A 23,463-nucleotide genomic window follows, 5' to 3' on the forward strand; every position below is an offset into this window, starting at 1 on the left:
TGGCGCGGTTGACGGGGCTCGAACCCGCGACCCCCGGCGTGACAGGCCGGTACTCTAACCAACTGAGCTACAACCGCTCGCATCATCTTCCCGGATCGCCATCCGAGCGTGGGGAGCGTATTACGCGGGCCACCTGCCCCCGTCAAGCGGCACGAGACGAAAAAGTTCGACGTTTTTTCACCCGCCGTAGCGGCAAGGAAATCGCCGATGCTCGGGCGGAAAGGGTGCATGCCTCCGGCGGGGATATTTGGAGCAGTTGGAGGCGAAGGTTTCGCTTATTCGAACCGCATCAAATATCTCGGACGAGACCACAGGGCGGGGACGGCGCCCCCTGCCCAGACAACATTCGTCGCCCTCCGGCGACGAGGCAGCGCCCCTGCCCGCTCGGGTTCAGCGCTCCGGTGCGGGAATGAACTCGGAATCATCGGCGGGCGGCAGGCGGAAGCGCCCATGTGCCCAATCGCCCGCACGCCAGGCCTCTTTCGCGGCCTCGATCCGGTCGCGCGAGGAAGCGACGAAATTCCACCAGATATAGCGCGGGCCGCCCATCGTGGCGCCTCCCAGCACCATCAGGCGCGCGCCCTGCTCACCTGCCTTGAGCGAAATCCGGTCTCCGGGGCGAAACACCAGCATCTGCCCCGCCTCATAGGTTTCGCCCGCAACGGAAACCGCGCCTTGCAATACATAGACGCCGCGATCCTCGTGGTTGTCGGGAAGCGGCAGTTGCGCACCGGGTTCGAGCCGGGCATCGGCGTAAAACATCTCGGAGGGCAGATCGAGCGGCGCGCGCGCACCCCAGGCGTCGCCCAGAACGAGTCGTACCGATTTCCCCTCGGCTTCAAGGTCGGGCAGTGCCTCGGCCCCGACATGCTCGAAGCCAGCCGCGCCCTCTTCCAACTCCTCGGGCAGCGCCACCCAGGTCTGGATGCCCGAGAGCAGCTGGCCACTCTCGCGCACGGCACCGTCGGTGCGCTCGGAATGGGTAATTCCATAGCCCGCATTCATCCAGTTCACCGCACCGGGTGTGATCCACTGATCCGTGCCGAGAGAATCGCGGTGATGCAGCCGCCCTTGCAGAAGATAGGTGACGGTCGCGAGGCCGATATGCGGATGGGGCCGGATGTCGATGCCGCGTTGGCCAGAAAGAAACTCCACCGGGCCGATCTGGTCGAAAAAGATGAACGGACCGACCATCTGGCGTTTCGCCGAAGGCAAGGCACGGCGCACCTCGAACCCGCCAAGGTCGCGGGCCCGCGGGGCGATGACGGTTTCGATCGCGTCGACCGCGTCGCCGATCGGGATCTCTGGGTCGAGGGCGGGGTTCCAGCTCATGGGGCTCTCCTTCCGTTGAGATGAGGAGATAGCGCGGGGCGGCGGCGATCACAGCCCCAACCCGCGCGCAGAGTCCCTGCGAAAACTCACAGAGCTACGGATGCGTGACGCAAGAACCTGATAACAAAGACATTTCAGGGAGGTGGTGGGCGGTGAGGGACTCGAACCCCCGACATTCTCGGTGTAAACGAGACGCTCTACCAACTGAGCTAACCGCCCCCGGACCCTCCTCTAGCCGGGGCACGCCGCCCGATCAAGAGGCATTGCGTACATGTCTCGTCCTCATCCACCCGCATCAGCGAAACGAAAAACCCGGCCGCGGGGCCGGGTCTGTCGGAAATCTCGTTGGTTCGGGTCAGATGCGGCCCAGTTTCTTCAGGCGGTTCTCGCGCAGACGGGCAAAATCGTCGCCTGCGTGATAGCTCGACCGCGTCAGCGGCGTCGCGGAAACCATCAGGAAACCTTTGCCATAGGCGGCCTTCTCGTAATCCTTGAACTCTTCGGGCGTCACGAAACGTTCAACCGCGTGGTGCTTCGGCGTGGGCTGCAGATATTGGCCGATGGTCAGGAAATCGATATCGGCCGAGCGCATGTCGTCCATTACCTGGCGCACCTGCTCGCCGGTTTCGCCCAGGCCCACCATGATGCCGGATTTGGTGAACATCGCAGAATCGAGTTCTTTCACGCGCTGCAAAAGGCGCAGCGAGTGGAAGTAGCGCGCACCGGGGCGCACGCTCGGATAAAGGCCGGGCACGGTTTCGAGATTGTGGTTGAACACATCGGGACGCGCCTCGACGACCTTCTCCAGCGCTTCGGGCGCGCATTTCAGGAAGTCCGGGGTGAGGATCTCGATCGTGGTTTCGGGCGAGCGGTGGCGCACGGCGCGGATGGTCTGCGCGAAATGCTCCGCCCCGCCATCCTCGAGATCGTCGCGGTCCACCGAGGTGATCACCACATGGTTCAGCCCCAGCGTCTCGACCGCATGGGCGACGCGGCCGGGTTCGAACACGTCGAGCGCATCGGGACGGCCCGTCGCCACGTTGCAGAAGGAACAGCCGCGGGTACAGATCTCGCCCATGATCATCATGGTCGCGTGACCGTGGCTCCAGCATTCGCCCACATTGGGACAGCCCGCCTCTTCGCAGACTGTCACCAGCTTGTTCGTCTTGAGGATCTCACGGGTCTGCTTGTAGCCCTCCGAGACCGGCGCCTTGACGCGGATCCAGCTCGGTTTCTTGGGCTGAGCATTATCGGCGCGATGCGCCTTCTCGGGGTGGCGTTCACCGGGGATCTTGAGATCGCGCATGATTGACCTTTCGGAATGCGGTTGTCCGTCACATAGGCCGATTGCGCACGGGATGCAAATTTTCGCTCAGAACCGTTTGCGCGCCTGTGTGATCAGCCCCTCGCCCGCCGTCTTGAGAACCCGGACGAGCGGGTCGAACCATGCCTCGGGGTCGGAAGCCTCGCGCGCGCGCACGAGCCGTACCTGACGCGCCGGCTCATCGGCAAAGCGCAGAAGTGCGAGCGTCGGAAACGCGCGGCTCTCCTGCATCGCGGCGATCTCGGGCACCAGCGTCAGCCCCATCGCCTGCCCCGCCAGTGCGCAGAGCGTTGTCAGCGAGGAGGCCCCAAGATCGATCCTCTGCGCCGCCCGCGTGAGCCCACACAGCGCAAGCGCCTGATCGGCCAGGCAATGCCCTTCGTCGAGCAAAAGCAACTGATCGGGATTGATCGCCTGCGGCGCAAGTCCGCGGTTCATCGCAAGCTGATCGGGCGTGCCTGCAAGCAGGAAACGATCCTCGAAGAGCGGAGCTTCGAAAAACTCGGGCGCGGGCGTTGCGATGATCGCGGCATCGAGCGTGCCCTGACCGACCTCCTCTATCAGTTCCTCGGTCGTGGCCTCGCGCAGTCGTAAAACGCCTTGCGCGCGCAGACCCGGAAGGGCCGCGGGCAGAAGATAGGGCGCGATGGTCGGAATGACGCCAAGATTGACCTGACCGAGCCCGCGCCGCGCCTCGGCCTGCAAAGAACGCAGCTCGGCCGCGACCCGCTCGGCGGTCTCGAGCACCCGCCGCCCCGCCCGTGTCAGGCGCACATCGCGCGGACGGCGCTCGACCAGTGGCTGGCCGATCTGATCCTCGAGCTCGCGGATCTGAACCGAAAGCGCGGGCTGCGAGACGTGAACCATCTCCGCCGCACGCGAGAAGGAGCGCGCATGACCGAGCGCGCGCAGATAGGACAGTTGGCGCAAGGTGACATTCATAACGGCAGGTTATTCCGATCATAGAGTTTTACAATTTCCTTTTATGGCGCGGAAACGGCATTTTCCACTCAAACACCGCGGCGCAGAGCGCGACGGGATGACACACCCCGACGTCCGCCGCCGGGACGAAAGATCCGTTCACTCCCAGGAAACGCGCGAACGGAAAAAAGGCGCGAGGGGATTCCCTCGCGCCTTCCATTTTCCCCCGGGCGCGCCCAGAGCGTCCCGCCCTACCCGTTCAGCCGATCATCGGGCTCGCCCCGCCATAGGTGTCGTCATAGTGGCGCTTGAGCCTCTGAAGCGCGATGCGCAGAACGATCTTGCCAGACCGCGCCGACCAGCCGAGCCGTTTCTCGGCCGTCTCCAACCCTTCGAGAAAACAGCAGCAGCGCAGCGCCATATCACCCAGTCCGGGACCGAGATCACGCAGCGCCAACGCCACACGCTCGCGCGCGCTTTCCGAGCCGCCACCCTGCGTCAGATCAGGGCGATACTGGCCGCGCCCGCCGCCGCCGGTCATGAAGCGCTCCCAGTTCTGCGCCACGCGCGGACCCATCTGCGCCAACTCGAAATCCTCGCGCAGCCGCTCTCCCGCCGCGACGAGATCGGCGCAGAGAAACGGAGCCCCGTCCTTGTCGCGCCGCCGTGCGAGCACCGCCAGCGGGCTTTCGGCAAGATTGGCGCGGATACGACGCTGGCGCCCCTCGCTGTCCTCAAGATCCCGCTCCACGAATTCGCCATGCTGGGCGGCGAAAGGTTGGGGCTCATGCGCGCCACGGGCTGCGAGATCTTCCTCGAGGATACGCTTGAGCGCCGCACGCCCGGCCTGCGTGATCCGATAGCTCGTGACGCGGCCGGAATGGGCGACCTCGATCCAGTCCTTGAGCGCGAAAGCCTGCGCGACGGCGCGTTCGAGCACGGCGGTGCGCACCGTGCCGCGCAGCACCACCGCTTTTTCCATTTCGGAGGCGACGATCAGAAATGCCGCCGGCTCGGCCAGTCGGCGCAGGATGCGGCGCGCCTCGGCCTCGAGCAGGTGATCGTCTGCAGGAATTTCGGCGGTGCGGAAAGGTGCGGTCATGGCTGGCGTGTCCTCTTGGGGCACGGGCGCATCCGGTGCGAGGGGCGCATTGGCGACGACCTGCCCGGCCGCGCGGCCGAGATACTCGAGCGCCTCATCGATCAGCGGATCGTCCCGCCGCGCCTCGATCCGGCGCACGCGGCGCAGGATCGTCGAGGCCGCGCACCCTTCCGCCCTCGCCAATGCCCGGATCGGGATGCCCTGCTCCACATGGTGCAGGTAGAGTCGGGTATGGTCAGGCAGCCAGGCGGGCAACCCCGCCGTGACCGGTGCGATCGAAGTCATTTTGTCCCCCAGATGGCGCCGCACAGCGACGGCGAGTCTGTCCGAATACAACCGTGAGTTGGTTTGGTTACCCGTTCGTTAATAAACGGGACGCCAGCAAGATTTCCTTAAACTTCCTAAACAAACCTTTGGCGGGCGCGCGCATCTTCGGGACCGCGCGCAACACCCGCCTTGGTTGAATAATGATCGAGGCCTTCAATTCAACGGAGGTTTTCGTCATGCTGCATTCCCTGCCCGCCCCGACCATCGACCTGTCGCATATCAAGCGCCCGCGCCTACTGGTGCGCGCGGCCCGGTTCGGGTTGGAGGGTTACAGCCGAAAGCGAGACCTCAAGCGCGTGCTGCGTTGCGCGGATCTTCCGCGCCCGGGCGCCGCACTGCCGCTCCTGCTCGCCGAGGAGGAAATTCTCGATCACGCGCGACGCGACGGCGAAGCCACCTATAGCGTCGCGCGTCATGTCGAGATCCTGATTGCGGTGATGGCCGAGGCGCGGCTGCTGCCCCGGCCCGTTCTCAGCGCGATTTGAAGAGCGAGCCCAGAACGCCGCGCACCAGCGCCTGCCCGGTCTTCGTGCCGAGCTGGCGTGCGAGGCTCTTGCCGAAGGTCTCGACGATCGAATCCGACCGGCTCGAGCGCGTGGTCTTCTTTTTGGTCTTCGTCGTGGGCTCGTAGCGACGCGCGTTGTTGAACTCATCGAAGCCCGCATCAAGCTCGGAGCGCCCGGACGCGGTCTTCGCCGCCTTCTCGCGCAGCTCCGCCTCGGCGGCCTCCCTGGCGGCAAGTTCCGCCCGTTTGGCTAGGATCTCCTGCGCCGACTCCCGGTTCACGGGCGTGTCGTATTTCGTACCCAGCGGTGAGGCCGCGATCACCTGCTCGCGTTCGGACGGCGTAAGCGGCCCTAGTCTCGATTGCGGCGGGCGCACGAGCGTACGCTCGACCATCCCCGGCACGCCCTTCGCCTGAAGGAACGAAGTCACCGCCTCGCCGGTGCCCACTTCCTTGATCGCGATCTCTGTGTCGAAACGCGGATTGGCGCGGTAATTCTCGGCCGCCAGACGCAGCGATTTCTGGTCGCGCGCGGTGAAGGCCCGCAAGGCGTGCTGCACCCGGTTACCGAGCTGGCTGAGAATGCCATCGGGCACGTCGGTCGGGTTCTGGGTGATGAAATAGATCCCCACCCCCTTCGAGCGGATCAGGCGCGCGACCTGCTCGACCTTGTCCACCAGCGCCTTGGGCGCGTCGTCGAACAGAAGATGCGCCTCGTCGAAGAAGAAGACGAGCTTGGGCTTGTCGGGATTGCCGACCTCGGGCAGTTCCTCGAACAGTTCCGACAGGAGCCAGAGCAGGAAAGTCGCGTAGAGACGCGGGCTCGCCATGAGCTTGTCGGCCGCGAGGATGTTGATCTGGCCCATGCCATTGGAACCGGTGCGGATCAGGTCCGACAGTTCCAGCGCCGGTTCACCGAAGAATTTCTCCCCGCCCTGGTTCTCGAGTACCAGCAATTCGCGCTGGATCGCCCCGATCGAGCGGATGTCGACATTGCCATATTGCAGCGAGATCTCGTCGGCGCGCTCGCCCACATGGCGCAGCATCGCGCGCAGATCGTCAAGATCGAGAAGCGCCAGCCCCTCTTCGTCGGCAATGTGGAAAGCGATATTCAGCACGCCTTCTTGTGCATCGGTCAGCCCAAGCAGGCGCGACAACAACAGCGGCCCCATCTCGGAGACGGTCGTGCGCACGGGGTGGCCCTGCTCGCCGAACATGTCCCAGAACACGGTCGGATAAGAGCGATAGTCCAGGTCGAACCCGATCGTGGCGGAGCGCTCCATGAAGGGTTTGTGCAGCTTGGCGGTCTCCGACCCGCTGGCCGCCACGCCCGAGAGATCGCCCTTCACATCGGCCATGAAGACCGGCACACCCGCACTCGAGAAGCCTTCCGCGAGGATTTGCAGCGTCACCGTCTTGCCGGTGCCGGTTGCGCCCGCGATCAACCCGTGACGGTTGCCATATTTCAGCAGCAACTCCTGCGGACTGCCATAGCCCTCACCGCCGCCGCCGACGAAAACACCCTCTTCGGTCAAGACACCCGTCATGCCATCCCCCGTGAAATTCATTTGTCCCGACAATACTCATTTAACCCTTTTGCGCCAGTCTGTTCCTGTCCCGCGACGCGCTTCGTTTCCGGCGTGGGGCACTTCCTCCCTGTCAGACTGGCCGCGCCAATTCGGCGCGGTCTTTTTCGAGCCGCGGCAAGGGCTTGGGGGACCGTCACGAGTGTTCAATTTTGCCTGTTGACCTGTGAAAAATTCCGATCTAGCGTGCCTGCAATGATGAAGTCGGCCAGTCCGACAGGGGGAAACAAGGAAGGGGTTCCGCTTGGGGCCCCTTTCATATTTCCGGGGATTTCGCCTGTGCGATGCAGCCCCGGGCGCGCACCATGTTCCGCAGGCAGAAGCGGCTCTGAGTGGCAGCCTCACGAAACTGTGGCATCTTACCGCCGATCCGTGAACGCTGCGGCAGATTTCGCGCCTGACAGTCGCGTGCGCCCATGTTAAGCCTCTGGCCGAAGAGTTTCAGGAGAAGAGTTACCATGTCTCAACTGACGAAACCGCTCGCATTCGCGCTTGCCCTCGGCCTCGCTCAGGGTGCCTGGGCGCAGGACACGACCGCAACGCCCGACACGGCCGCCCCGGCCGCGAGCGGCGAGACGGCGGTCGATGGTGCGACGGCCCCGGCGCCCGATGCCACGACCGAAGCGCCCGCCCCGGATGCGGCTGCGAACGGTCAGCCCGCCCCCGACGCGACCGTCGACGGCGCAACCGCTCCGCAACCGGCCGCCCCGGCCCAGCCGCAAAGCTACACCAAGGGCACCTATGGCGATTGGGAGCTTCAGTGCATCAAAGCGCCGGACGGCAAGGATCCCTGCCAGATTTACCAGGTGATCAAGAACAACCAGGGCGGCAATGTCGCGGATATCTCGCTCTTCGGTCTGCCCAAGGGCGGCAAGGCGGTCGCGGGTGCGACGATCATGGTCCCGCTCGACACGCTGCTGACCCAGAACCTGCTGCTCTCGGTCGATGGCGCCAAGCCGCAGGTCTACCCGTTCACCTTCTGTCAGCCGATGGGCTGCTTTGCCCGTATCGGCCTGACCCAGGAAGATCTCGACGCCTTCAAGAAGGGCAACAAGGCGACGATCACCATCGTGCCGCTGGCCGCCCCGACCGAAAAGGTCAGCGCGACGATTTCGCTCTCGGGCTTCACCGCCGGGTTCGACGCGGTCGTGAAGGCCAACGAGGAAAGCGGCGCCGTCAAGTGATCCGGGTGAGCTTTGCCTGACAAGGCATTGATAAAATTGAACGCCGCGCTGCACCCAGCGCGGCGCTTTCAGATCCGGCGCAGCGCGAGCACCGCGTTGAGGCCACCGAAGGCGAACGCATTCGAGAGCGCAGCCCCGACATCCGCGCGCCGCGCGACATTCGGCACATAATCGAGATCGCACGCGGGATCGGGCGCGTCATAGCCGATCGTGGGCGCAATCACGCCCTCCCGCAGCGCCATCAGGCAGGCGAACAGCTCCACAGCGCCGGTCCCACCGATGCAATGACCGTGCATCGCCTTGGTCGCGCTGATCGGCACATTCTCGGCTGACGGACCAAAGACCTGACGGATCGCTGCCGTCTCGATCCTGTCATTCGCCGCCGTCCCCGTCCCATGCGCATTGATATAACCGACTTCCTCGGGCGCCATCCCGGCATCGGCCAACGCCCCCGAGATCGCCGCCGCAGCGCCATCGAGCGAGGGCATCACCACATCGCTCGCATCCGAGGTCATCGCGAAACCTGCAATCTCCGCGAGCGGTTCCGCCCCACGAGCCTGCGCGTTTTCGAACGTCTCGATCACGAAGACGCCCGCTCCCTCGCCCTGCACCATCCCGTTGCGCGACGCGCTGAACGGGCGGCAGCCATCGGGCGACATCACGCGCAGCCCTTCCCAGGCCTTGAGCCCACCGAAATTCAGCATCGCCTCGGAGCCGCCCGCGAGCATCCCCTCGACCATGCCCGAGCGCACCATCTGAAAGGCCAGCCCGATCGCGTGGTTGGAGCTCGCGCAGGCCGTGGATACGGTGAAACTCGGCCCCTGAAGCCCGAAGCGGATCGCGAGATGCGACGGCGCCGCATTGCCCATCAGCTTCGGCACGGTCAGCGGGTGGACCCGGTTCTTCCCTTCGGCAAAGACCGCGCGATAGGCGTTGTTCGCGGTCGTGTGCCCGCCACCTGCCGAGCCGATGATACAGCCCCAGCGGTTTGGGTCAGGCGCGCGCTCCAGCCCCGCCTGCGCCATCGCCTCGGTACCCGCGATCAGCGCATATTGAGTGAACGGGTCGTAAAGCGCGAGTTCCTGCGCGGTAAAGCGCGCGCTCGCGTCAAAGCCCTTGATCTGCGCACCGATGCGGATGCTCAGCCGTTCGACGTCGCGAAACTCGAGATCCCCAATCGCGCAGCGCCCCGCTTCCATCGCGGCCTGCGTCTGCGCGACCCCTTCGGCAAGCGCATTGATCGTGCCTGCCCCCGAGATCACTACCCGTCGCATCAGGCGACGGCGCTGGAGGGGCTGTCACCCGTGATCAGACGCTCGACCGCCGTCACGATCGCACCGACCGAGGACATGTCGAATTGGGTCGCGGCGGGCTCATTGGCGTTGAAGGGCACCGAGACGTCGAACGTCTCTTCGATGGCGAAGATCACCTCGACGAGCCCGAGGCTGTCGAGGCCGAGCTCTTCGAGCGTCATCTCGGCGCTCAGTTCACTGGGATCGCGAAGGGCTTCGCGAGCGATGATCGAGAAAACCTGGTCCTGCACGTCTGGCCTCATCTGTGGCGTTACTCCGTGCCGCCTTTCTGCGTGAGCTTCGTAACAGTTTCCCGAAGCTCGGCGATTTGTCCAAACAATCTTGGCAGACGCCGCAGCGATTTGTTGATCTCTAGCTGCGTTTCCATCTTCACCGCCGGGCTGCCCCAGATCGTGCGCCCCTTGGGGACGTTGGTGTAGATATTGGTGCCGCCTGCCGCGATCACGTCATCGCCGACGATGATATTGTCGGACACGCCGCATTGCCCCGCCAGCACCACCCGGTCGCCGATCTTCGTCGAGCCCGCGATGCCGACCTGACCGCAGAGCAGGCAATCCTCGCCCACCTGCACATTATGGCCGATATGGACCATGTTATCGAGCTTGCTGCCCGAGCCGATCGCGGTCGCGCGCACCGTGCCACGGTCGATACAGGCATTGGCGCCGATCTCGACATCGTCCCCGATCTCGACGGTTCCGAGCGAATGGATACGGGTCCATTTCTGCTCGGTGATTTCCGTGCGTTGTTCGAGGGTTGTGCGAATTTCTTCAACCCCCGAGGGCTCGGGCGTCACGAAGGAAAACCCGTCCGAACCGATCACCGCGCCGGGCTGGCAGATGAAGCGATCGCCGATCACCACCCGCGCCCCGATCCGCGCGCCGGGATAGATCAGCGCATCCGCTCCGATCCGCGCCTCTTCGGCAATCGTGACCTGCCCCACGATGCGGGCATTCGGCCCGATGGTCACGCCCCTGCCGATCACCGTGAACGGCCCGATCGCCGCGCCTTCACCAATCTCGACGGAAGGATCGATCACGCAGCTCGGATGGATGCCGGGGGCGACTACGGGACCGGGGTCAAAGGCTTTCGACAGCCCCGCCATCGCGAGCCGCGGCCGTGTGACGAAAATCGCCGCCTCCAGCCCGTAGCTGCGCCAGTCAGCGCCCTCCCAAAGCAGCGCCGCCCGTGCCTGACCGCTGCGCAGCCCTTCGGCATATTTCTCGCTCATCGCCAGCGCGAGCTGATCCGGGGTGGCGCTTGCAGGCTCGGACGCCCCGGTGACCGCGATCGACAGATCGCCCTCGGCCGTCGCCTCAAGCGCCTTCGCGATTTGCTCGATGGTCTGGGACATGGCCGATCCTCTCGTGGCTTGCGGGGCATTGCGCCCCGTTCGCCAGAGATTTAGCTGTCCTGCGCCGCCAATTCCACCCCGGCCTGCTCAAGTGCCTGGAACAGGGTCGCATCGCGCCCATAGACATCGCGCCGGTATTCGACATGGCCCGAGGCCGTCGGCCAGGCGGTGTAATAGACCAGGTGCACCGGAACATGCTTTTTCAAAGGCACCGTGGTCTCGCGACCCGTGTCCAGGATGCGCTTGAATTCGGCCTGCGGATCGTTGCTTTGCGCGCCAAGCAGCACATAGGCCAGATCGAAGGGATCCCCCACCCGGATACAGCCATGGCTGAAGGCACGGGTCTCTTTCTGGAAGAGCGACTTCGTGGGCGTGTCGTGCAGGTAGATATTCCAGGGATTCGGAAACAGGAATTTCACCAGCCCCAGCGCATTGCGGCTCGAGGGCGGCTGTTTCATCGCGAAGGGAAAGTTCTTCGCATTATAGGCCGAGAAATTCACGGCGCCGCGCGGCACCACGCGCCCGCGCGAGTCGATCAGCTGCAACTGGCCCGCCGCGTTCGGATTGCGCTTCATCTGGGGCAGGTATTCCTTCGTCACGATCGAGCGCGGAACATTCCAGGTCGGGTTGATGACCATCATCTCCATCTCGTCGGAGAATTCGGGGGTGCGCCGGTCGGAACTGTTCTGCCCCACCACCGTCACCGAGCGGAAGGTCGTCTTTCCATCGTCGATCACCCGGACCGAGAAATCGGTGATGTTCACCCAGATATAGCGCCCCGAAAAATCGGTGCCATTCATCCAGCGCAGGCGTTCGAGAGCGACGAGGATCGATTTCATCCGCTCTTCCGGCGAGCGATTGATTTCCGTCAGCGTGCCCGCACCCGCGATTCCGTCAGGGCTCAGCCCCTGATCCGCTTGAAAGGCCTGCACGGCTTTCTGGATTTCGCCGTCATAGCTCGCCGAGGCCGAGCGCCCGAGATAACCCATCGCCTGAAGCCGGTCGCGCAGCGCGATGACCGCCTCGCCGGTATCGCCGGGCTCAAGTTTCTTGCCGGGAACCGCCGGGCCCCAGCCGCCCGCCGCGATCTCTGCTTCGAGATCGAGCCGCGCCTTGATCAACTGGGCATATTGCGGCATCTGCGGTGCCAGCTCGCGCAGGAAGAGCGCGGGATTGCCGGAGGCTGCGAACCCCGCGATGCGCGCCTGCGGATCGCTGCGATGCGGCTCGCGCTTGATATCCGCGATCACCTTATGTGGCTCGAGCACGCCATGCGACACGTCATGGGCGTAATCGAGAAAAACCTTGCTCAGTTTCACCTCGAGCAGGCCTCGCTGGCGTTCGGATTGAACGGAGGCGAAATCGGCGCGCAGCGCTTCGGGAGCGTAATGAGCCTTGGGCAGGCCCTGCAGGTCCGACACGTCGAGCGCGCGCAGGAAGGCCGCGCGCCGTTCCGCGTCCGCTTCAGACGTCCAGATCGGGCGATAATCGCGCGCGGCGTAAAACGCGGCCAGCGCAGGCGTTTGTGATGCGGCTTCGGCGACGGCCTGTGTAAACCCCGACAGCTCGACCCCGGTCAGCGGCGACATCGCCCCCTGCGCGGCGATCTGAGCCGTGCCCTGCGCCCCGGCCGTCATCGCCAGCCCCGTGAGCGAAACCGCCAGACCCATCGATCGGAGAAATACCGTCATAAACCCCTACCCGCACAAAACCTGAAATCTCCTCCAGAATTTCCAGACTTCACCGCTGCTGTCCAGACAAGCTTTGGCACCGCCAGCCTCCGCCCCGGCCCCCGATCAAAAGATCAGCCGAGAGATGCAACGCCGCAACAGCCTGCGAGAGAGGCAAACGCCAATGGAACGAGCAGATTCTTGCCGATTTTCCGGGCGCGCGCCCCTCTGTGGCAAATCGATTCTTTATCCAGAGAAGTCGCTATGCCATAACAATCTCATGTTATGGGGTTAACAAGTCGATGTAGCCGCCCGGTACAGGGCGGAAGAAAATCGAGAGACAGGCGAACACAGGATTTTTGCGATGACGACGATCTCCCGGCGCGGCCTTTTGGGTGCATTTGCCGCGACCATGGTGACGGCAGCGCCGACCATGAGCAACGCTTTCGGTCTTCTGAAGGGTGCAGGCGACATTCGACGGATCCGGATGTATAACGGCCGAACCGGCGAAAGCCTCGACACCGTCTACTGGATCGAGGGCGAATATATCCCGGACGCCCTGAAAGAGATCTCCTATTTCGCGCGCGACTGGCGCACCAACCAGATCAAGACCATCGACGCTCGCACCATCGACATCGCGGCCGCCGCCCACAACCTGATGGATGTGAACGAGCCCTATATGCTGCTGTCGGGCTACCGCTCGCCGAAGACCAACGCGATGCTGCGCTCGCACTCGAAGGGTGTGGCGAAGAACTCGCTGCACATGAAGGGTCAGGCCACCGATCTGCGTCTGAAGTCGCGCTCGGTGAGCCAGATGTTCAAAGCCGCGAGCGCCTGCCACGCCGGTGGCGTCGGCAAGTACTCGCGCTCGAACTTCGTGCATATGGATTGCGGCCCGGTCCGCCACTGGGGCGCCTGATCCAGGCCACCTCCGAAGATTACCCAACGCCGCCTCCGGGCGGCGTCGTTCATTCGACAACCCGAAAAAGGGGGCGCTGCCCCCTCTGGCCTTCGGCCATCACCCCCGAGATATTTTCATCAAGAAGAAGAGAAACCCGCTTCTTCTTGACCCAAATATCTCGGGGGAGTCTCCGCAGGAGACGGGGGCAGCGCCCCCTGACCGAACTTGATTGTCGCCATTCTGCGACGGGCGCAGCGCCCCGATTTCCCGACCCGATCCGCCAACGCGACACAACATCCCGCTTTCGAAGCATGAAGCCCGGAGCATGAAAAAGCCGGCGCGAGGGTGCGCCGGCTTTTCCGTTCTCATATCTGCCCTTTACTGGGCGGGGACGACATAGACGACCGCGCGGGTATCGGGGTTCACGAAGACGGTCTTGTCGTTGATGTTGACGTAGGAATAGGTGCTGTCGGGCACCGGGGTCAGCGCCACCACGTCGGGCACCACGACGCCGGGTTCCAGATCGCCGGTCAGGTAGACGGGGGCGACCGGGTGCTTCTCGACCCAGGTGATGGTCGCGGGTTCCGGTTTGGCGGCAGCCCCGACGGAGGCCGAGCCGACCAGAGCACCGATCACCGCGCCGACCGGACCACCCAGGGCCGCACCAGCGGCACCACCGGCCGCAGCGCCAGCGACAGCAGCCGCGCCCTGACCATCCTTGTTGGCCGTATCGGCGGGCACTTCGATCTGTTTGATCGTCACCGTCTGGGGAGCACTCGACAGAAGCGCAACCTGACCGTCAACCATCACCCCGAGAGCGGCCGCCGGCGCCCAGCCGGGCTTGCCATCGACATTGACCTTACAGGTCACGCCATCGGGAAGGCACCCTTCGACCATCACGGTCGAGCCTGCCTCGACGGTCTCGATGACCATGGATTGCGGGGCCGCACCCGAATGGAGCTCGAACGCGCCCTGGGCGGTCGCCATCAGCGGCGGATTGGACTGGGCGAATGCCGCGCCGGTGAGAAAGGTCGTGCTGGCCGCAGCCGCGAGAACGATACCGAGTTTACGGGTCATGGAATTTCCTCCGTTTCTACCCTGACCGCCAATGAGGGCGGCCGCTTTCAGTCTGTGGGGATCGAAATGAAGACGGGCCCGGATCCGTTCCTCAGAAACGTGATCACGAGCCCGTGAAGAGAGGGGTTCCGACAGACCCCGGCGTGTATCCGCCTATTCCGCGGCGGCTTGCTCGGCCTCTATCTCGGCCGCCTTTTTCTCAACGAGTTCAACGATATGGTCGATCATCTGGTCGTTGGAGAGTTTGTGATCCTGCTTGCCCGCGAGGTAAACCATGCCCGATCCGGCCCCGCCGCCGGTAAAACCGATATCGGTCATCAGAGCCTCGCCGGGACCGTTCACCACGCAGCCGATGATCGACAGGCTCATCGGAGTCTTGATATGTTCGAGCCGCTTTTCGAGCGCCTCGACGGTCTTGATCACGTCGAACCCCTGACGCGCGCAGGACGGACAGGAGATGATCTGGACACCGCGTGTGCGCAGGCCAAGCGATTTGAGGATCTCGAAACCGACCTTCACCTCCTCGACCGGATCGGCCGAGAGCGAAACGCGCAGGGTGTCGCCGATACCCATCCAGAGCAGGTTCCCGAGTCCGATCGCGGATTTGACCGTGCCCGCCATCAGCCCGCCTGCTTCGGTGATGCCAAGGTGGATCGGCGCGTCCGTGGCCTCTGCGATGCCCTGATAGGCAGCGGCAGCGAGGAACACATCCGAAGCCTTCACCGAGATCTTGTATTCGTGAAAGTCGTGATCCTCGAGAATGCGGATATGATCCATCGCGGACTCGACCATCGCCTCGGGGCACGGCTCGCCGTATTTCTCCAGCAGGTGTTTCTCGAGGCTCCCGGCGTTCACGCCGATGCGGATCGAACAGCCGTGATCCTTGGCCGCGCGAACGACCTCGGCCACACGTTTCTCGTCACCGATATTGCCGGGGTTGATGCGCAGGCAGGCCGCCCCCGCCTCCGCCGCCTCGATGGCACGCTTATAATGGAAGTGGATGTCGGCCACGATCGGCACCGGGCTTTCGCGGCAGATCTCCTTGAGCGCGCGGGTGCTCGATTCATCGGGCGTCGAGACGCGCACGATATCGGCGCCCACATCGGCGGCGCGGATCACCTGCTCGAGCGTCGCGCGGACATCCGAGCTGTCGGTATTGGTCATCGTTTGCACCGAGATCGGCGCATCGCCCCCGACCGGCACGTTGCCGACCATGATCTGACGGGATTTGCGGCGGTAGATGTTGCGCCACGGGCGGACCGGGTTGAGAGACATCGTGAACGCTCCTTCGCGGGTTTCGCCTCTCTGATAGGCGAAGGCCCGCTGCTGTGCAACGGGCCGGGCTGGATCGTGACTGCGACCGATCGAGTCGGCGCTTATTGCGGATCGGCGGCGGGGGCTGCGGTGTCGCCCGCATCGGCCACAGCGATCATCTTCGCAAGATCCTTGTCTTGGTTGAGATCGGCCACCGGGTAGCTTTCATCGAGATGCTCGGGCGAGAGCGTGATGTTCTTGGTCACCTCGCCGCGCTTGCCGACCGGGCCATGGGTCACGCCGTTGACCGCAAAATAGATCGCGCCGGATTCGCCCGTGCGCATCGACGCGGGCTCTTCGAGCTTGGGCAGCACATAGCGCTCGCCCGCATCCATGACCTTCTCGAAGATGGTCGAACCATCGGCCGAGTTGATCCGCACCCAGGACGGGCGCACGGCCATCACGACGACCTCGGGCTTGTCCGCGCCGAGCGCCTTGGCGACGGCGGACTGGATCGCGTTCTCGGGGCCAGCCACGGAGGCAATCTGCGGCGCAGCCGGGTTTGTCGGGGTCATCGAGGCAAGGCTCGGGGTCAGAGCCGGGGCGGCAGCGCCCATGCCTGTCCCTGCCAGCGCGCCGGTCGCGTTCGGATCGATCGAGGCGATCGGCCCGTCGCGCGAGATCAGCACCGGCGCGTCGAGCACCGCCGGACGGTAGATACGGCTCGTCCGCTCGGGTTGGGCGATCACGGGCAAGGTGTCGTCGGCCTGAGCCATCTGCGGGCCCTCCTCGACCGAGTCGAGCGGATCGAGATCGGCCACCACGCCCGGGGCCTGATCGACCGGGGCGAGCTGTACGCGCTGGACTTCTTGCAGAACCGTCCAGCCGCCATAGCCGATACCGCCCGCAATCAGCGCAAGCACCATCAGCGCCCCGACCGCGCGCGGCTCGATCTTGGCCAGAAGAGATTCCTTCTTCGGCACGAAAGCCGGATTCGCGAGGGCTTCGGCCACATCTTTCGGGTGGCGCTGCGGCTTGGGACCGGAGGCGGCTTCGGACATGCCATGGGCGGGCGAGTAGCCAGCCTCGGCGCAGAACCGCTGGAACGCCCATTCCGGGTCGAGCCCGAGATAGCGCGCATAGGAACGCACATAACCCGCAATGAAGGAAGGCGTATCGAACGCCTCGACATCACAGCTCTCGATGGCGGCGATATAGGCGGCCTTGATGCGGAGTTCACGCTGGACGTCGAGGAGAGATTTGGCGAGCGTTGCCCGCTCGCCGCGCATCACATCACCTAGGCGCAGCTCGAAATCGTCAAACCCTTTGGGTTTGAGTTCGTCCTGCGTCGAAGGTTTAGCCCTCCGCCCGATCATGCCGCCTGTCCCTGCCTTTTTTCGCCAGTCTCGATTCGCGGGCGTTACCCGTTTCGATTAAGAAAGACCTATCACAAGCCAGAGAGGCGCGCACGCGCCGATTGAGTTCACGCCGAGGCTTCGGCGCGATTTAGCTCACAGCGCGACCAGAGCGCGTCCATGCCCTTCACCAGCCCGTCGATCATGCCCGTATCGTGCACCGGCGAGGGGGTGAAGCGCAGACGCTCCGTCCCGCGCGGCACGGTCGGGAAGTTGATCGGCTGAACATAGACGCCGAACTCTTCCAGCAGCATATCCGAGAGCGCCTTGGTGTGCTTGGGGTCGCCGATGATGACCGGCACGATATGCGAGCCGTGGTCGATGATCGGCATCCCCATGCCTTTCAGGCGCATCTTGAGGATCTTCGCATGCAGCTGCTGCTTGTCGCGCAGCTCCTGCCCGCCCGCGGTCTTGAGGAAGGCGATCGAGGCGGCGGCACCCGCGGCAATCGCCGGCGGCAGCGAGGTGGTGAAGATGAAGCCCGGCGCGTAGGAGCGCACGGCATCGACCATCTTGGCAGACGCCGCGATATAGCCGCCAAAGACGCCGAACGCCTTGCCCAGCGTGCCGTTGAAGATGTCGATGCGATGCATCTCGCCCAGCTTCTCGGCGATACCGGCGCCGCGCGGGCCGTACATGCCCACCGCGTGCACCTCGTCGAGATAGGTCAACGCGTTGAATTCCTCGGCGAGATCGCAAATCTCCGAGATCGGACCGAAATCGCCATCCATCGAATAGACCGACTCGAAGGCGATCAGCTTCGGCGCTGCCGGATCATCGGCGGCCAGAAGCTCGCGCAGGTGGGCCACATCGTTGTGACGGAAGACGCGCTTGGCCCCGCCATTGCGGCGGATGCCCTCGATCATCGAGGCGTGGTTCAGCTCGTCGGAATAGATGATCAGGCCGGGGAACAGCTTCGGCAGCGTGCTCAGCGTCGCGTCATTGGCGATATAGGCCGAGGAGAAGACCAGCGCCGCCTCTTTCCCGTGCAGATCCGCGATCTCGCGCTCCAGCCGCTTGTGGTAAACCGTGGTCCCCGAGATGTTGCGCGTCCCGCCCGAGCCCGCACCGGTCGCATCGAGCGCCTCATGCATCGCGTTCAGCACGACCGGGTGCTGCCCCATGCCCAGATAGTCGTTGCCGCACCAGATGGTGATATCCTGCTTCGACCCGTCCGGCTTGGTCCAGACCGCGTGCGGAAAATTGCCCTTCTCACGCTCGATATCGATAAAGACGCGGTAGCGGCCCTCCTCGTGCAGCTTGCCAATCGCCTGATCGAGTGCGCGGTCGTAATCCATCTCGTACTTCCCTTGCATGACTGTTCGCTAGGTCTGCCCTACCGGGCGACGCAATGCGCGACATTGATAAATGTCAAATTCCTCTCCCTGAAGGGCCAAAATGTCGCAAAGAGACATTAAAAGCAAACATTCAGTTTTCACAATTTGTCCCGCCCTCGCGTCAGCCCCTCTGGACAGTGCCGCGCACAGCCCTAGGCTCTGGCCAAAACAAAGGAGGCCTGCAATGGCATTGAACGAGGTTCTCACCGAGATCGACACCGGATTGGACGCCGCGATGGAGCGGCTTTTCGCATTGCTGCGGATCCGCTCGATCTCGACCGATCCGGCTTACAAGGCCGAGACCAGGGACGCCGCCGAGTGGCTGGTCAAGGAACTGGAATCGTTGGGTTTCGACGCCAGTCTGCGGGAGACGCCCGGCCATCCGATGGTGGTGGCGCATTCGCAAGGCGACGGCCCGCGTCTGCTGTTCTACGGCCATTATGACGTGCAGCCGGTGGACCCGCTGGAGCTGTGGAAGACCCCGCCCTTCGAGCCGGAATTGCAAGACACGCCGAACGGCAAGGTCATTCGTGCCCGCGGCGCCTCGGACGACAAGGGCCAGCTGATGACCTTCATCGAGGCCTGCCGCGCCTACAAGGCCGTGAACGGCGCCCTGCCCGGCAATCTCACGATCTTCCTCGAGGGCGAAGAGGAATCGGGCTCTCCCTCGCTCGTTCCCTTCATGGAGGCCAATCGCGACGAGCTGACCTGCGATCTGGCGCTGATCTGTGATACCTCGATGGTCTCGCCCGGTGTGCCCTCGATCGCGGGCAGCTTGCGCGGGATGCTCAAGGACGAATTCACGCTGCACGGGCCGCGCATCGATCTGCATTCGGGCCATTACGGCGGTCCCGCGCTCAACCCGCTGCGCGAGATTTCCAAGATCATCGCGAGCTTCCACGATGAAAAGGGCCGCGTCGCCGTCGAAGGCTTCTACGAAGGCGTGCACGAAGTCCCGCCCGAGCAGCTGGACGCCTGGAAGACCTGCGGTTTCGATGAAAAAGAGTATCTCGACCACGCCGGCATGACGGTCGCGCATGGCGAGACCGGCTACACCACACTCGAACAGCAATGGGCGCGCCCGACCCTCGAGATCAACGGGCTCTGGGGCGGCTATCAGGGCGCGGGCTCCAAGACCGTGATCCCGGCCGAGGCGCATTGCAAGATCACCTGCCGCCTCGTGGGCGACATGGATCCCGCCGAGATCCGCCGCAAGCTGCGCAAACATGTCGAAGACCGCCTGCCAGTCGATGCGACCGTCACCTGGGACAATGATCTCGACGGCGCCCCCGCCTCGGTAATGGACACCTCGCGCCCTGAATTCGAGGCCGCCCGCCAGGCGCTCTCGGACGAATGGAACCGCGAGGCGGTGATCGTCGGCATGGGCGGCTCGATCCCGATCGGCTATTACTTCAAGTCGATCCTGGGCATGGATGCTATGCTCGTCGGTTTTGCCAATGATGACGACGCGATCCACTCGCCGAACGAGAAATACGACGTGAAGAGCTTCCACAAAGGCATCCGCTCCTGGGCGCGCATCCTCGACCGGATCGCAAAGTAAGCAGCCTCCCGGGGGGCTCCGCACCCATTGCCGAGTATCGCGCAAACCATAGGAGCCCCTCTGCGAGAACGTCTCGTCCACCCACGACACGCCCCCTTCTTCTTGACCCAAATATCTCGGGGGAGGTGCGCGCAAGCGCGACGGGGGCAGAGCCCCCTGCTCGGTCATGATTTGTCGCCCTCCGGCGACGGGGGCAAGCGCCCCCTCCCCGATCATGATTTGTCGCCCTCCGGCGACGGGGGCAAGCGCCCCCTCCCCGATCATGATTTGTCGCCCTCCGGCGACGGGGGCAAGCGCCCCCTCCCCGATCATGATTTGTCGCCCTCCGGCGACGGGGGCAAGCGCCCCCTCCCCGATCATGATTTGTCGCCCTCCGGCGACGGGGGCAAGCGCCCCCTCCCCGTCCCGATCTGCCGACATCCGGCGACCGATCTCGTCGCCTTCGCCACGGGGTCTGCAAAACGAAAAGGCCCCCGGAAATCCGGGGGGCTTCTCAGTGATCTGCGTTCGGAAACGCTCAGTCGAGCAGGCGGCCCTGTTGACGGAAATAGGCCTCGGCCTCCGGCGTGAGCTCCACCTTCTCGTAGCCCGAAACCATCGGGCGCACGTGCTGGCGGAACCCATGGCCGATCGTCAGCAGGTAGACGTGGATCACCACGAAGCTCGCGATCGCGAACGCGGCGAGGACGTGGAAATTCGCGATGATCTCCAGCCAGAACGATCCACCGTCGAGATGGTCCCAGAAGCCGTAGCTCAGATAGGCCAGTCCCGAGATCCAGATCGCCGGAAAGAGCATCATCTTGAGCGCGAAATAGGACGCGGCCTGGAGCGGGTTGTGACGCCGCTCGTAGCTTTTCACGTAAGGATGCTCTTCGCCCTTGAATACTCCATAGGCATAGAAGCGCCCGACCTCCCACATGCCCGCCAGACGCGGGATGAACTGCTTGTAGCCCCCCGTGGTGAAGAGCCAGAAGGTCGCGAAAGCCCAGAGCAGCAACAGCGCCAGCGCCACCACCGTATGCACCATGACCGCAAGCCCGAAGGGCATGATCGTGTGCAGGCCCAGAAGCCGCGCGCCGGTGAAGAACAGCAGCGTGATCGAGCCGACCTGCGACCAGTGCCAGAGCCGGTTGAATCGGCTGTAAACCTTGACGCAATGCTCAGCCATGGTGGCCTCCCTTATTCTTGCCGCGACTGATCACGCGCAGCGCCCCATGCCCGAGCACGCCCAGCAGCGCCAGCAGGAACACCGCGAGCCCGAGCTTGCCGCCGAGATTGATCCCGGAGCCCGGCACGTAGATACCGGCGAGATTGGCCATGCGGCCGTCCTGCGCGTGGCAGCTCTCGCAGACCAGCGCGTCTTCCTTGGGCGCGACCATATGGGTGATCGGCCAGTACATGTAGGTATGCACGAAGCCGAAATCGCCCGAATATTCGAGACCGACATAGTCCATCCCGGCCTGGAGCGATTTCTCCCAGTCGAAATAGGACCACAACGCGGTGCCGTCGCCCGGCCCATAGACGTGGTTGTAGAGAAGCACGTCACGCTGCTTGTCGTAGGCTTGCGTGCCGACCATGCGCTTGAAGGGGAAGATCCGGCTGTCTTCGCCGCCCGGATTGCCGCCGATCTTGTTGATCTCGACGACTTTCGTGGGGTCGATCTTCTCTTCGGGCAGGGTGTAGGTCATCTCGCCATTCGACCAGGCGTAATAGGGCGTGACGTTCTCGCCCCATTCGAAATCGCCCTTTTGCGACATGTAGGTGTGCAACTGCTTGCCGTCGGACTGGGTGAAACCCTCTTCGTGATAGGGCTTGCCGTCCTTGAGCTTGCCCGCCGTCGACCAGTCCCAGACCGTCTTCGTGGCGACGCCGCCGCGCGCGAAGCTCGGGATGTGGCAGGTCTGACAGGCGAGCGTATCGGTATGGTCGTTGAGCTTGGCCGCGATCAGCGGATTGGGGCCTTTATGCGGCGTGTCGGTGTGGCACGACTGGCAGGCCGCCGCATCATGGGCCGAGCCCGCCATGCGATCGGGATGCGGGTCCACGACATCGGTCTCGTAGCGCGAGCCCTCGAAGACGTGCTTGTCCGAGACGTGGCAGGTCTCGCAGGCGAAGTTCTCGCCGTCAGGGGACATGTGCACGTCGACATCGCGCGCCGGGTTGAACAGCGCCGAGCTGAGATCGCCATGCTTCACGTTGTCGCCGCCGCCGCCATAGAAGTGGCAGTTGCCGCAATTGTCGCGCCCGGGAGGCGGACCGACCGAAAGCGCGGCCTTCACCAGATCGACGGCTGTCGCCGTTGCACCGGTGATCGTCTTGGCACCTTCCGCGACCGGCTCGAGCGGCGGTTCGCCGGCGAGATTGTCCTGTTTGGTGTACTGGCCCGATTTGTCATGGCACACGAGGCAGTCGACTTTGGTCGGGTCGTCCGGCATCGGCTGGCGCACATCGGTCCAGCCATAGCCCGTGTGACAGCTCGTGCAGCGCACCTCGTTCGAAGCGACGTTGCCGCAAAACGCGTTCATCTCATGCGCCTTGCCGAGCGTCTGGCCGGTGACCTCGTTCTGGTACTCCCATTTCCAGTGCACCGAATGCATGACCTGATTGCCCGCTTCGGTGTGGCACGACAGGCAGGCCGCGGTCACTTCCGAACCAGAGGCGAAAGGCCCCTTGAGAATGTCGAATTTCGAGTGATCCGCAGTGAGATCTTTCACCGGATCGCTCATATGGGCGGCCTTCGAAGCGTCGGGCTTCGACTGGGCGCCGAGTGCGGGCGTCTCCTCCCCGGCCGAGCTTTCCTGGGCGTAAGCAGGAAACTGGGCCCAAATCACGGTCGAGACGATTGCCGTGATCCGCAACGCGGTCTGTCTCATCAGCACTCCGATAGGCTAAGCTTTCAGGCAGTACACTTTCCTTAGCGTGAACGATCGTATCACGGACATGCGACATATCGTGAAGCTTACGTGACTTTCTGTCGCATCAAGATTTACGAAATCCTACGTTCTCGCCCAGCCTTTGCTGACCTGCGGCGCGGCGCAGGCGGGCACCGGGCGTGCGCGGGCATCGCGACCTCACCGGCGCGGCATGCTCCGCCATGGATCATCCGAGCCCGTGCTGGAACGACGAAACCTTGGGAGGGCGGAAGCCGACGCCACCCTTGCCGACACGGCCCGACGACGGTGTCATCTTGGCCAGTCGATGCTCCCTGGGCGTCGAGGAAGCACCAGCGGAGTGGTCTGAGATCCCGGTTAGAGTAACGCAGGCCATCGGCTCTTCCCGCGGCAAGCCCCAGACCACAAAAAA

The 23,463-nt window shown here is 64.1% G+C and carries 19 protein-coding genes and 2 tRNA genes; 4 read left to right on the forward strand and 17 right to left on the reverse strand.

What is annotated here, in order from left to right; genetic code table 11:
• From BMI90_RS15940 to BMI90_RS15965, 6 genes are all read right to left on the reverse strand, one after another.
• Window positions 1-77 (reverse strand) — tRNA-Asp (locus tag BMI90_RS15940).
• A 313-nt stretch (window positions 78-390) separates the two neighbouring features.
• Window positions 391-1,332, reverse strand: a complete 942-nt coding sequence (locus tag BMI90_RS15945) for a pirin family protein (RefSeq protein WP_078530497.1) — start codon at window positions 1,330-1,332, stop codon at window positions 391-393.
• A gap of 143 nt (window positions 1,333-1,475) precedes the next feature.
• Window positions 1,476-1,551: transfer RNA gene (locus BMI90_RS15950), tRNA-Val, on the reverse strand.
• A gap of 136 nt (window positions 1,552-1,687) precedes the next feature.
• On the reverse strand, window positions 1,688-2,638 hold the full coding sequence (gene lipA / locus BMI90_RS15955; protein WP_078530498.1) for a lipoyl synthase: 951 nt from the start codon (window positions 2,636-2,638) through the stop codon (window positions 1,688-1,690).
• Between the two features lie 66 nt (window positions 2,639-2,704).
• Complete coding sequence (locus BMI90_RS15960) at window positions 2,705-3,598, reverse strand: hydrogen peroxide-inducible genes activator (RefSeq protein ID WP_078530499.1); 894 nt, start codon at window positions 3,596-3,598, stop codon at window positions 2,705-2,707.
• 238 nt (window positions 3,599-3,836) lie between these two features.
• On the reverse strand, window positions 3,837-4,964 hold the full coding sequence (locus BMI90_RS15965; RefSeq protein ID WP_078530581.1) for a DUF6456 domain-containing protein: 1,128 nt from the start codon (window positions 4,962-4,964) through the stop codon (window positions 3,837-3,839).
• Window positions 4,965-5,182: 218 nt separating this feature from the next.
• On the opposite strand from BMI90_RS15965, the gene BMI90_RS15970 reads away from it, so the two are divergent.
• The gene (locus BMI90_RS15970; RefSeq protein ID WP_078530500.1) at window positions 5,183-5,491 is read left to right on the forward strand and encodes a DUF6477 family protein; all 309 of its coding nucleotides are present in this window, start codon (window positions 5,183-5,185) and stop codon (window positions 5,489-5,491) included.
• Here BMI90_RS15970 and BMI90_RS15975 read toward each other — a convergent pair.
• Complete coding sequence (locus BMI90_RS15975) at window positions 5,478-7,058, reverse strand: helicase HerA-like domain-containing protein (protein WP_078530582.1); 1,581 nt, start codon at window positions 7,056-7,058, stop codon at window positions 5,478-5,480. The genes BMI90_RS15970 and BMI90_RS15975 overlap by 14 nt on opposite strands.
• Before the next feature lie 497 nt (window positions 7,059-7,555).
• Here BMI90_RS15975 and BMI90_RS15980 point away from each other — a divergent pair, with 497 nt between their 5' ends.
• The gene (locus BMI90_RS15980; protein WP_078530501.1) at window positions 7,556-8,281 is read left to right on the forward strand and encodes an invasion associated locus B family protein; all 726 of its coding nucleotides are present in this window, start codon (window positions 7,556-7,558) and stop codon (window positions 8,279-8,281) included.
• 68 nt (window positions 8,282-8,349) lie between these two features.
• On the opposite strand, the gene BMI90_RS15985 is transcribed toward BMI90_RS15980, so the two are convergent.
• Genes BMI90_RS15985 through BMI90_RS16000 form a run of 4 tightly spaced genes read right to left on the reverse strand, consistent with a single transcriptional unit; the run spans window position 8,350 to window position 12,636 of the window.
• Window positions 8,350-9,555 (reverse strand): beta-ketoacyl-[acyl-carrier-protein] synthase family protein, encoded by a 1,206-nt coding sequence (locus BMI90_RS15985; protein ID WP_078530502.1) that lies wholly within the window; start codon window positions 9,553-9,555, stop codon window positions 8,350-8,352.
• Window positions 9,555-9,836: an acyl carrier protein gene (locus BMI90_RS15990; protein ID WP_078530503.1), complete on the reverse strand. Its 282-nt coding sequence runs from the start codon at window positions 9,834-9,836 to the stop codon at window positions 9,555-9,557. The genes BMI90_RS15985 and BMI90_RS15990 overlap by 1 nt, the downstream gene beginning before the upstream one ends.
• Window positions 9,837-9,844: 8 nt before the next feature.
• Complete coding sequence (locus BMI90_RS15995) at window positions 9,845-10,945, reverse strand: UDP-3-O-(3-hydroxymyristoyl)glucosamine N-acyltransferase (protein ID WP_078530504.1); 1,101 nt, start codon at window positions 10,943-10,945, stop codon at window positions 9,845-9,847.
• Window positions 10,946-10,995: 50 nt separating this feature from the next.
• On the reverse strand, window positions 10,996-12,636 hold the full coding sequence (locus BMI90_RS16000) for a L,D-transpeptidase family protein (RefSeq protein WP_078530505.1): 1,641 nt from the start codon (window positions 12,634-12,636) through the stop codon (window positions 10,996-10,998).
• Between the two features lie 343 nt (window positions 12,637-12,979).
• Between BMI90_RS16000 and BMI90_RS16005 the strand changes: the two genes are divergently transcribed.
• Window positions 12,980-13,534: a DUF882 domain-containing protein gene (locus tag BMI90_RS16005; protein ID WP_078530506.1), complete on the forward strand. Its 555-nt coding sequence runs from the start codon at window positions 12,980-12,982 to the stop codon at window positions 13,532-13,534.
• A gap of 360 nt (window positions 13,535-13,894) precedes the next feature.
• On the opposite strand, the gene BMI90_RS16010 is transcribed toward BMI90_RS16005, so the two are convergent.
• The 4 genes from BMI90_RS16010 to hemA form a co-directional block, all read right to left on the reverse strand.
• On the reverse strand, window positions 13,895-14,593 hold the full coding sequence (locus BMI90_RS16010; RefSeq protein ID WP_078530507.1) for a DUF1236 domain-containing protein: 699 nt from the start codon (window positions 14,591-14,593) through the stop codon (window positions 13,895-13,897).
• Window positions 14,594-14,746: 153 nt separating this feature from the next.
• The gene (ispG, locus tag BMI90_RS16015; protein ID WP_078530508.1) at window positions 14,747-15,868 is read right to left on the reverse strand and encodes a flavodoxin-dependent (E)-4-hydroxy-3-methylbut-2-enyl-diphosphate synthase; all 1,122 of its coding nucleotides are present in this window, start codon (window positions 15,866-15,868) and stop codon (window positions 14,747-14,749) included.
• A gap of 101 nt (window positions 15,869-15,969) precedes the next feature.
• A complete protein-coding gene (locus tag BMI90_RS16020) occupies window positions 15,970-17,223 on the reverse strand; it encodes a RodZ domain-containing protein (protein ID WP_078530509.1) in 1,254 nt (417 codons plus the stop codon).
• Between the two features lie 107 nt (window positions 17,224-17,330).
• Window positions 17,331-18,560: a 5-aminolevulinate synthase gene (gene hemA, locus BMI90_RS16025; protein ID WP_078530510.1), complete on the reverse strand. Its 1,230-nt coding sequence runs from the start codon at window positions 18,558-18,560 to the stop codon at window positions 17,331-17,333.
• Window positions 18,561-18,783: 223 nt separating this feature from the next.
• On the opposite strand from hemA, the gene BMI90_RS16030 reads away from it, so the two are divergent.
• Window positions 18,784-20,160, forward strand: a complete 1,377-nt coding sequence (locus tag BMI90_RS16030; RefSeq protein ID WP_078530511.1) for a dipeptidase — start codon at window positions 18,784-18,786, stop codon at window positions 20,158-20,160.
• A gap of 517 nt (window positions 20,161-20,677) precedes the next feature.
• Here the strand turns inward: BMI90_RS16030 and BMI90_RS16035 are convergent.
• Complete coding sequence (locus BMI90_RS16035; protein WP_078530512.1) at window positions 20,678-21,328, reverse strand: cytochrome b/b6 domain-containing protein; 651 nt, start codon at window positions 21,326-21,328, stop codon at window positions 20,678-20,680.
• Entirely contained in the window at window positions 21,321-23,033 is a 1,713-nt protein-coding gene (locus BMI90_RS16040) for a tetrathionate reductase family octaheme c-type cytochrome (protein WP_078530583.1), read from the reverse strand. Before BMI90_RS16040 ends, BMI90_RS16035 begins: the two co-directional genes overlap by 8 nt.
• Between the last annotated feature and the right edge of the window lie 430 nt (window positions 23,034-23,463).

This window comes from Thioclava sp. L04-15, from assembly GCF_002020275.1.
GTDB classification, from domain to species: domain Bacteria; phylum Pseudomonadota; class Alphaproteobacteria; order Rhodobacterales; family Rhodobacteraceae; genus Thioclava; species Thioclava marina.

What these genes read in the sequence shown, in the direction of transcription:
- BMI90_RS16020 (WP_078530509.1), bottom strand. Translation starts at nt 17,223, where the DNA reads ATGATCGGGCGGAGGGCTAAACCTTCGACGCAGGACGAACTCAAACCC.
- hemA (WP_078530510.1), bottom strand. Translation starts at nt 18,560, where the DNA reads ATGGATTACGACCGCGCACTCGATCAGGCGATTGGCAAGCTGCACGAG.
- BMI90_RS16030 (WP_078530511.1), top strand. Translation starts at nt 18,784, where the DNA reads ATGGCATTGAACGAGGTTCTCACCGAGATCGACACCGGATTGGACGCC.
- BMI90_RS15985 (WP_078530502.1), bottom strand. Translation starts at nt 9,555, where the DNA reads ATGCGACGGGTAGTGATCTCGGGGGCAGGCACGATCAATGCGCTTGCC.
- BMI90_RS15960 (WP_078530499.1), bottom strand. Translation starts at nt 3,598, where the DNA reads ATGAATGTCACCTTGCGCCAACTGTCCTATCTGCGCGCGCTCGGTCAT.
- BMI90_RS15995 (WP_078530504.1), bottom strand. Translation starts at nt 10,945, where the DNA reads ATGTCCCAGACCATCGAGCAAATCGCGAAGGCGCTTGAGGCGACGGCC.
- BMI90_RS15945 (WP_078530497.1), bottom strand. Translation starts at nt 1,332, where the DNA reads ATGAGCTGGAACCCCGCCCTCGACCCAGAGATCCCGATCGGCGACGCG.
- lipA (WP_078530498.1), bottom strand. Translation starts at nt 2,638, where the DNA reads ATGCGCGATCTCAAGATCCCCGGTGAACGCCACCCCGAGAAGGCGCAT.
- BMI90_RS16000 (WP_078530505.1), bottom strand. Translation starts at nt 12,636, where the DNA reads ATGACGGTATTTCTCCGATCGATGGGTCTGGCGGTTTCGCTCACGGGG.
- BMI90_RS16010 (WP_078530507.1), bottom strand. Translation starts at nt 14,593, where the DNA reads ATGACCCGTAAACTCGGTATCGTTCTCGCGGCTGCGGCCAGCACGACC.
- BMI90_RS15975 (WP_078530582.1), bottom strand. Translation starts at nt 7,058, where the DNA reads ATGACGGGTGTCTTGACCGAAGAGGGTGTTTTCGTCGGCGGCGGCGGT.
- BMI90_RS16035 (WP_078530512.1), bottom strand. Translation starts at nt 21,328, where the DNA reads ATGGCTGAGCATTGCGTCAAGGTTTACAGCCGATTCAACCGGCTCTGG.
- BMI90_RS16040 (WP_078530583.1), bottom strand. Translation starts at nt 23,033, where the DNA reads ATGAGACAGACCGCGTTGCGGATCACGGCAATCGTCTCGACCGTGATT.
- BMI90_RS15990 (WP_078530503.1), bottom strand. Translation starts at nt 9,836, where the DNA reads ATGAGGCCAGACGTGCAGGACCAGGTTTTCTCGATCATCGCTCGCGAA.
- BMI90_RS15970 (WP_078530500.1), top strand. Translation starts at nt 5,183, where the DNA reads ATGCTGCATTCCCTGCCCGCCCCGACCATCGACCTGTCGCATATCAAG.
- BMI90_RS15980 (WP_078530501.1), top strand. Translation starts at nt 7,556, where the DNA reads ATGTCTCAACTGACGAAACCGCTCGCATTCGCGCTTGCCCTCGGCCTC.
- BMI90_RS15965 (WP_078530581.1), bottom strand. Translation starts at nt 4,964, where the DNA reads ATGACTTCGATCGCACCGGTCACGGCGGGGTTGCCCGCCTGGCTGCCT.
- BMI90_RS16005 (WP_078530506.1), top strand. Translation starts at nt 12,980, where the DNA reads ATGACGACGATCTCCCGGCGCGGCCTTTTGGGTGCATTTGCCGCGACC.
- ispG (WP_078530508.1), bottom strand. Translation starts at nt 15,868, where the DNA reads ATGTCTCTCAACCCGGTCCGCCCGTGGCGCAACATCTACCGCCGCAAA.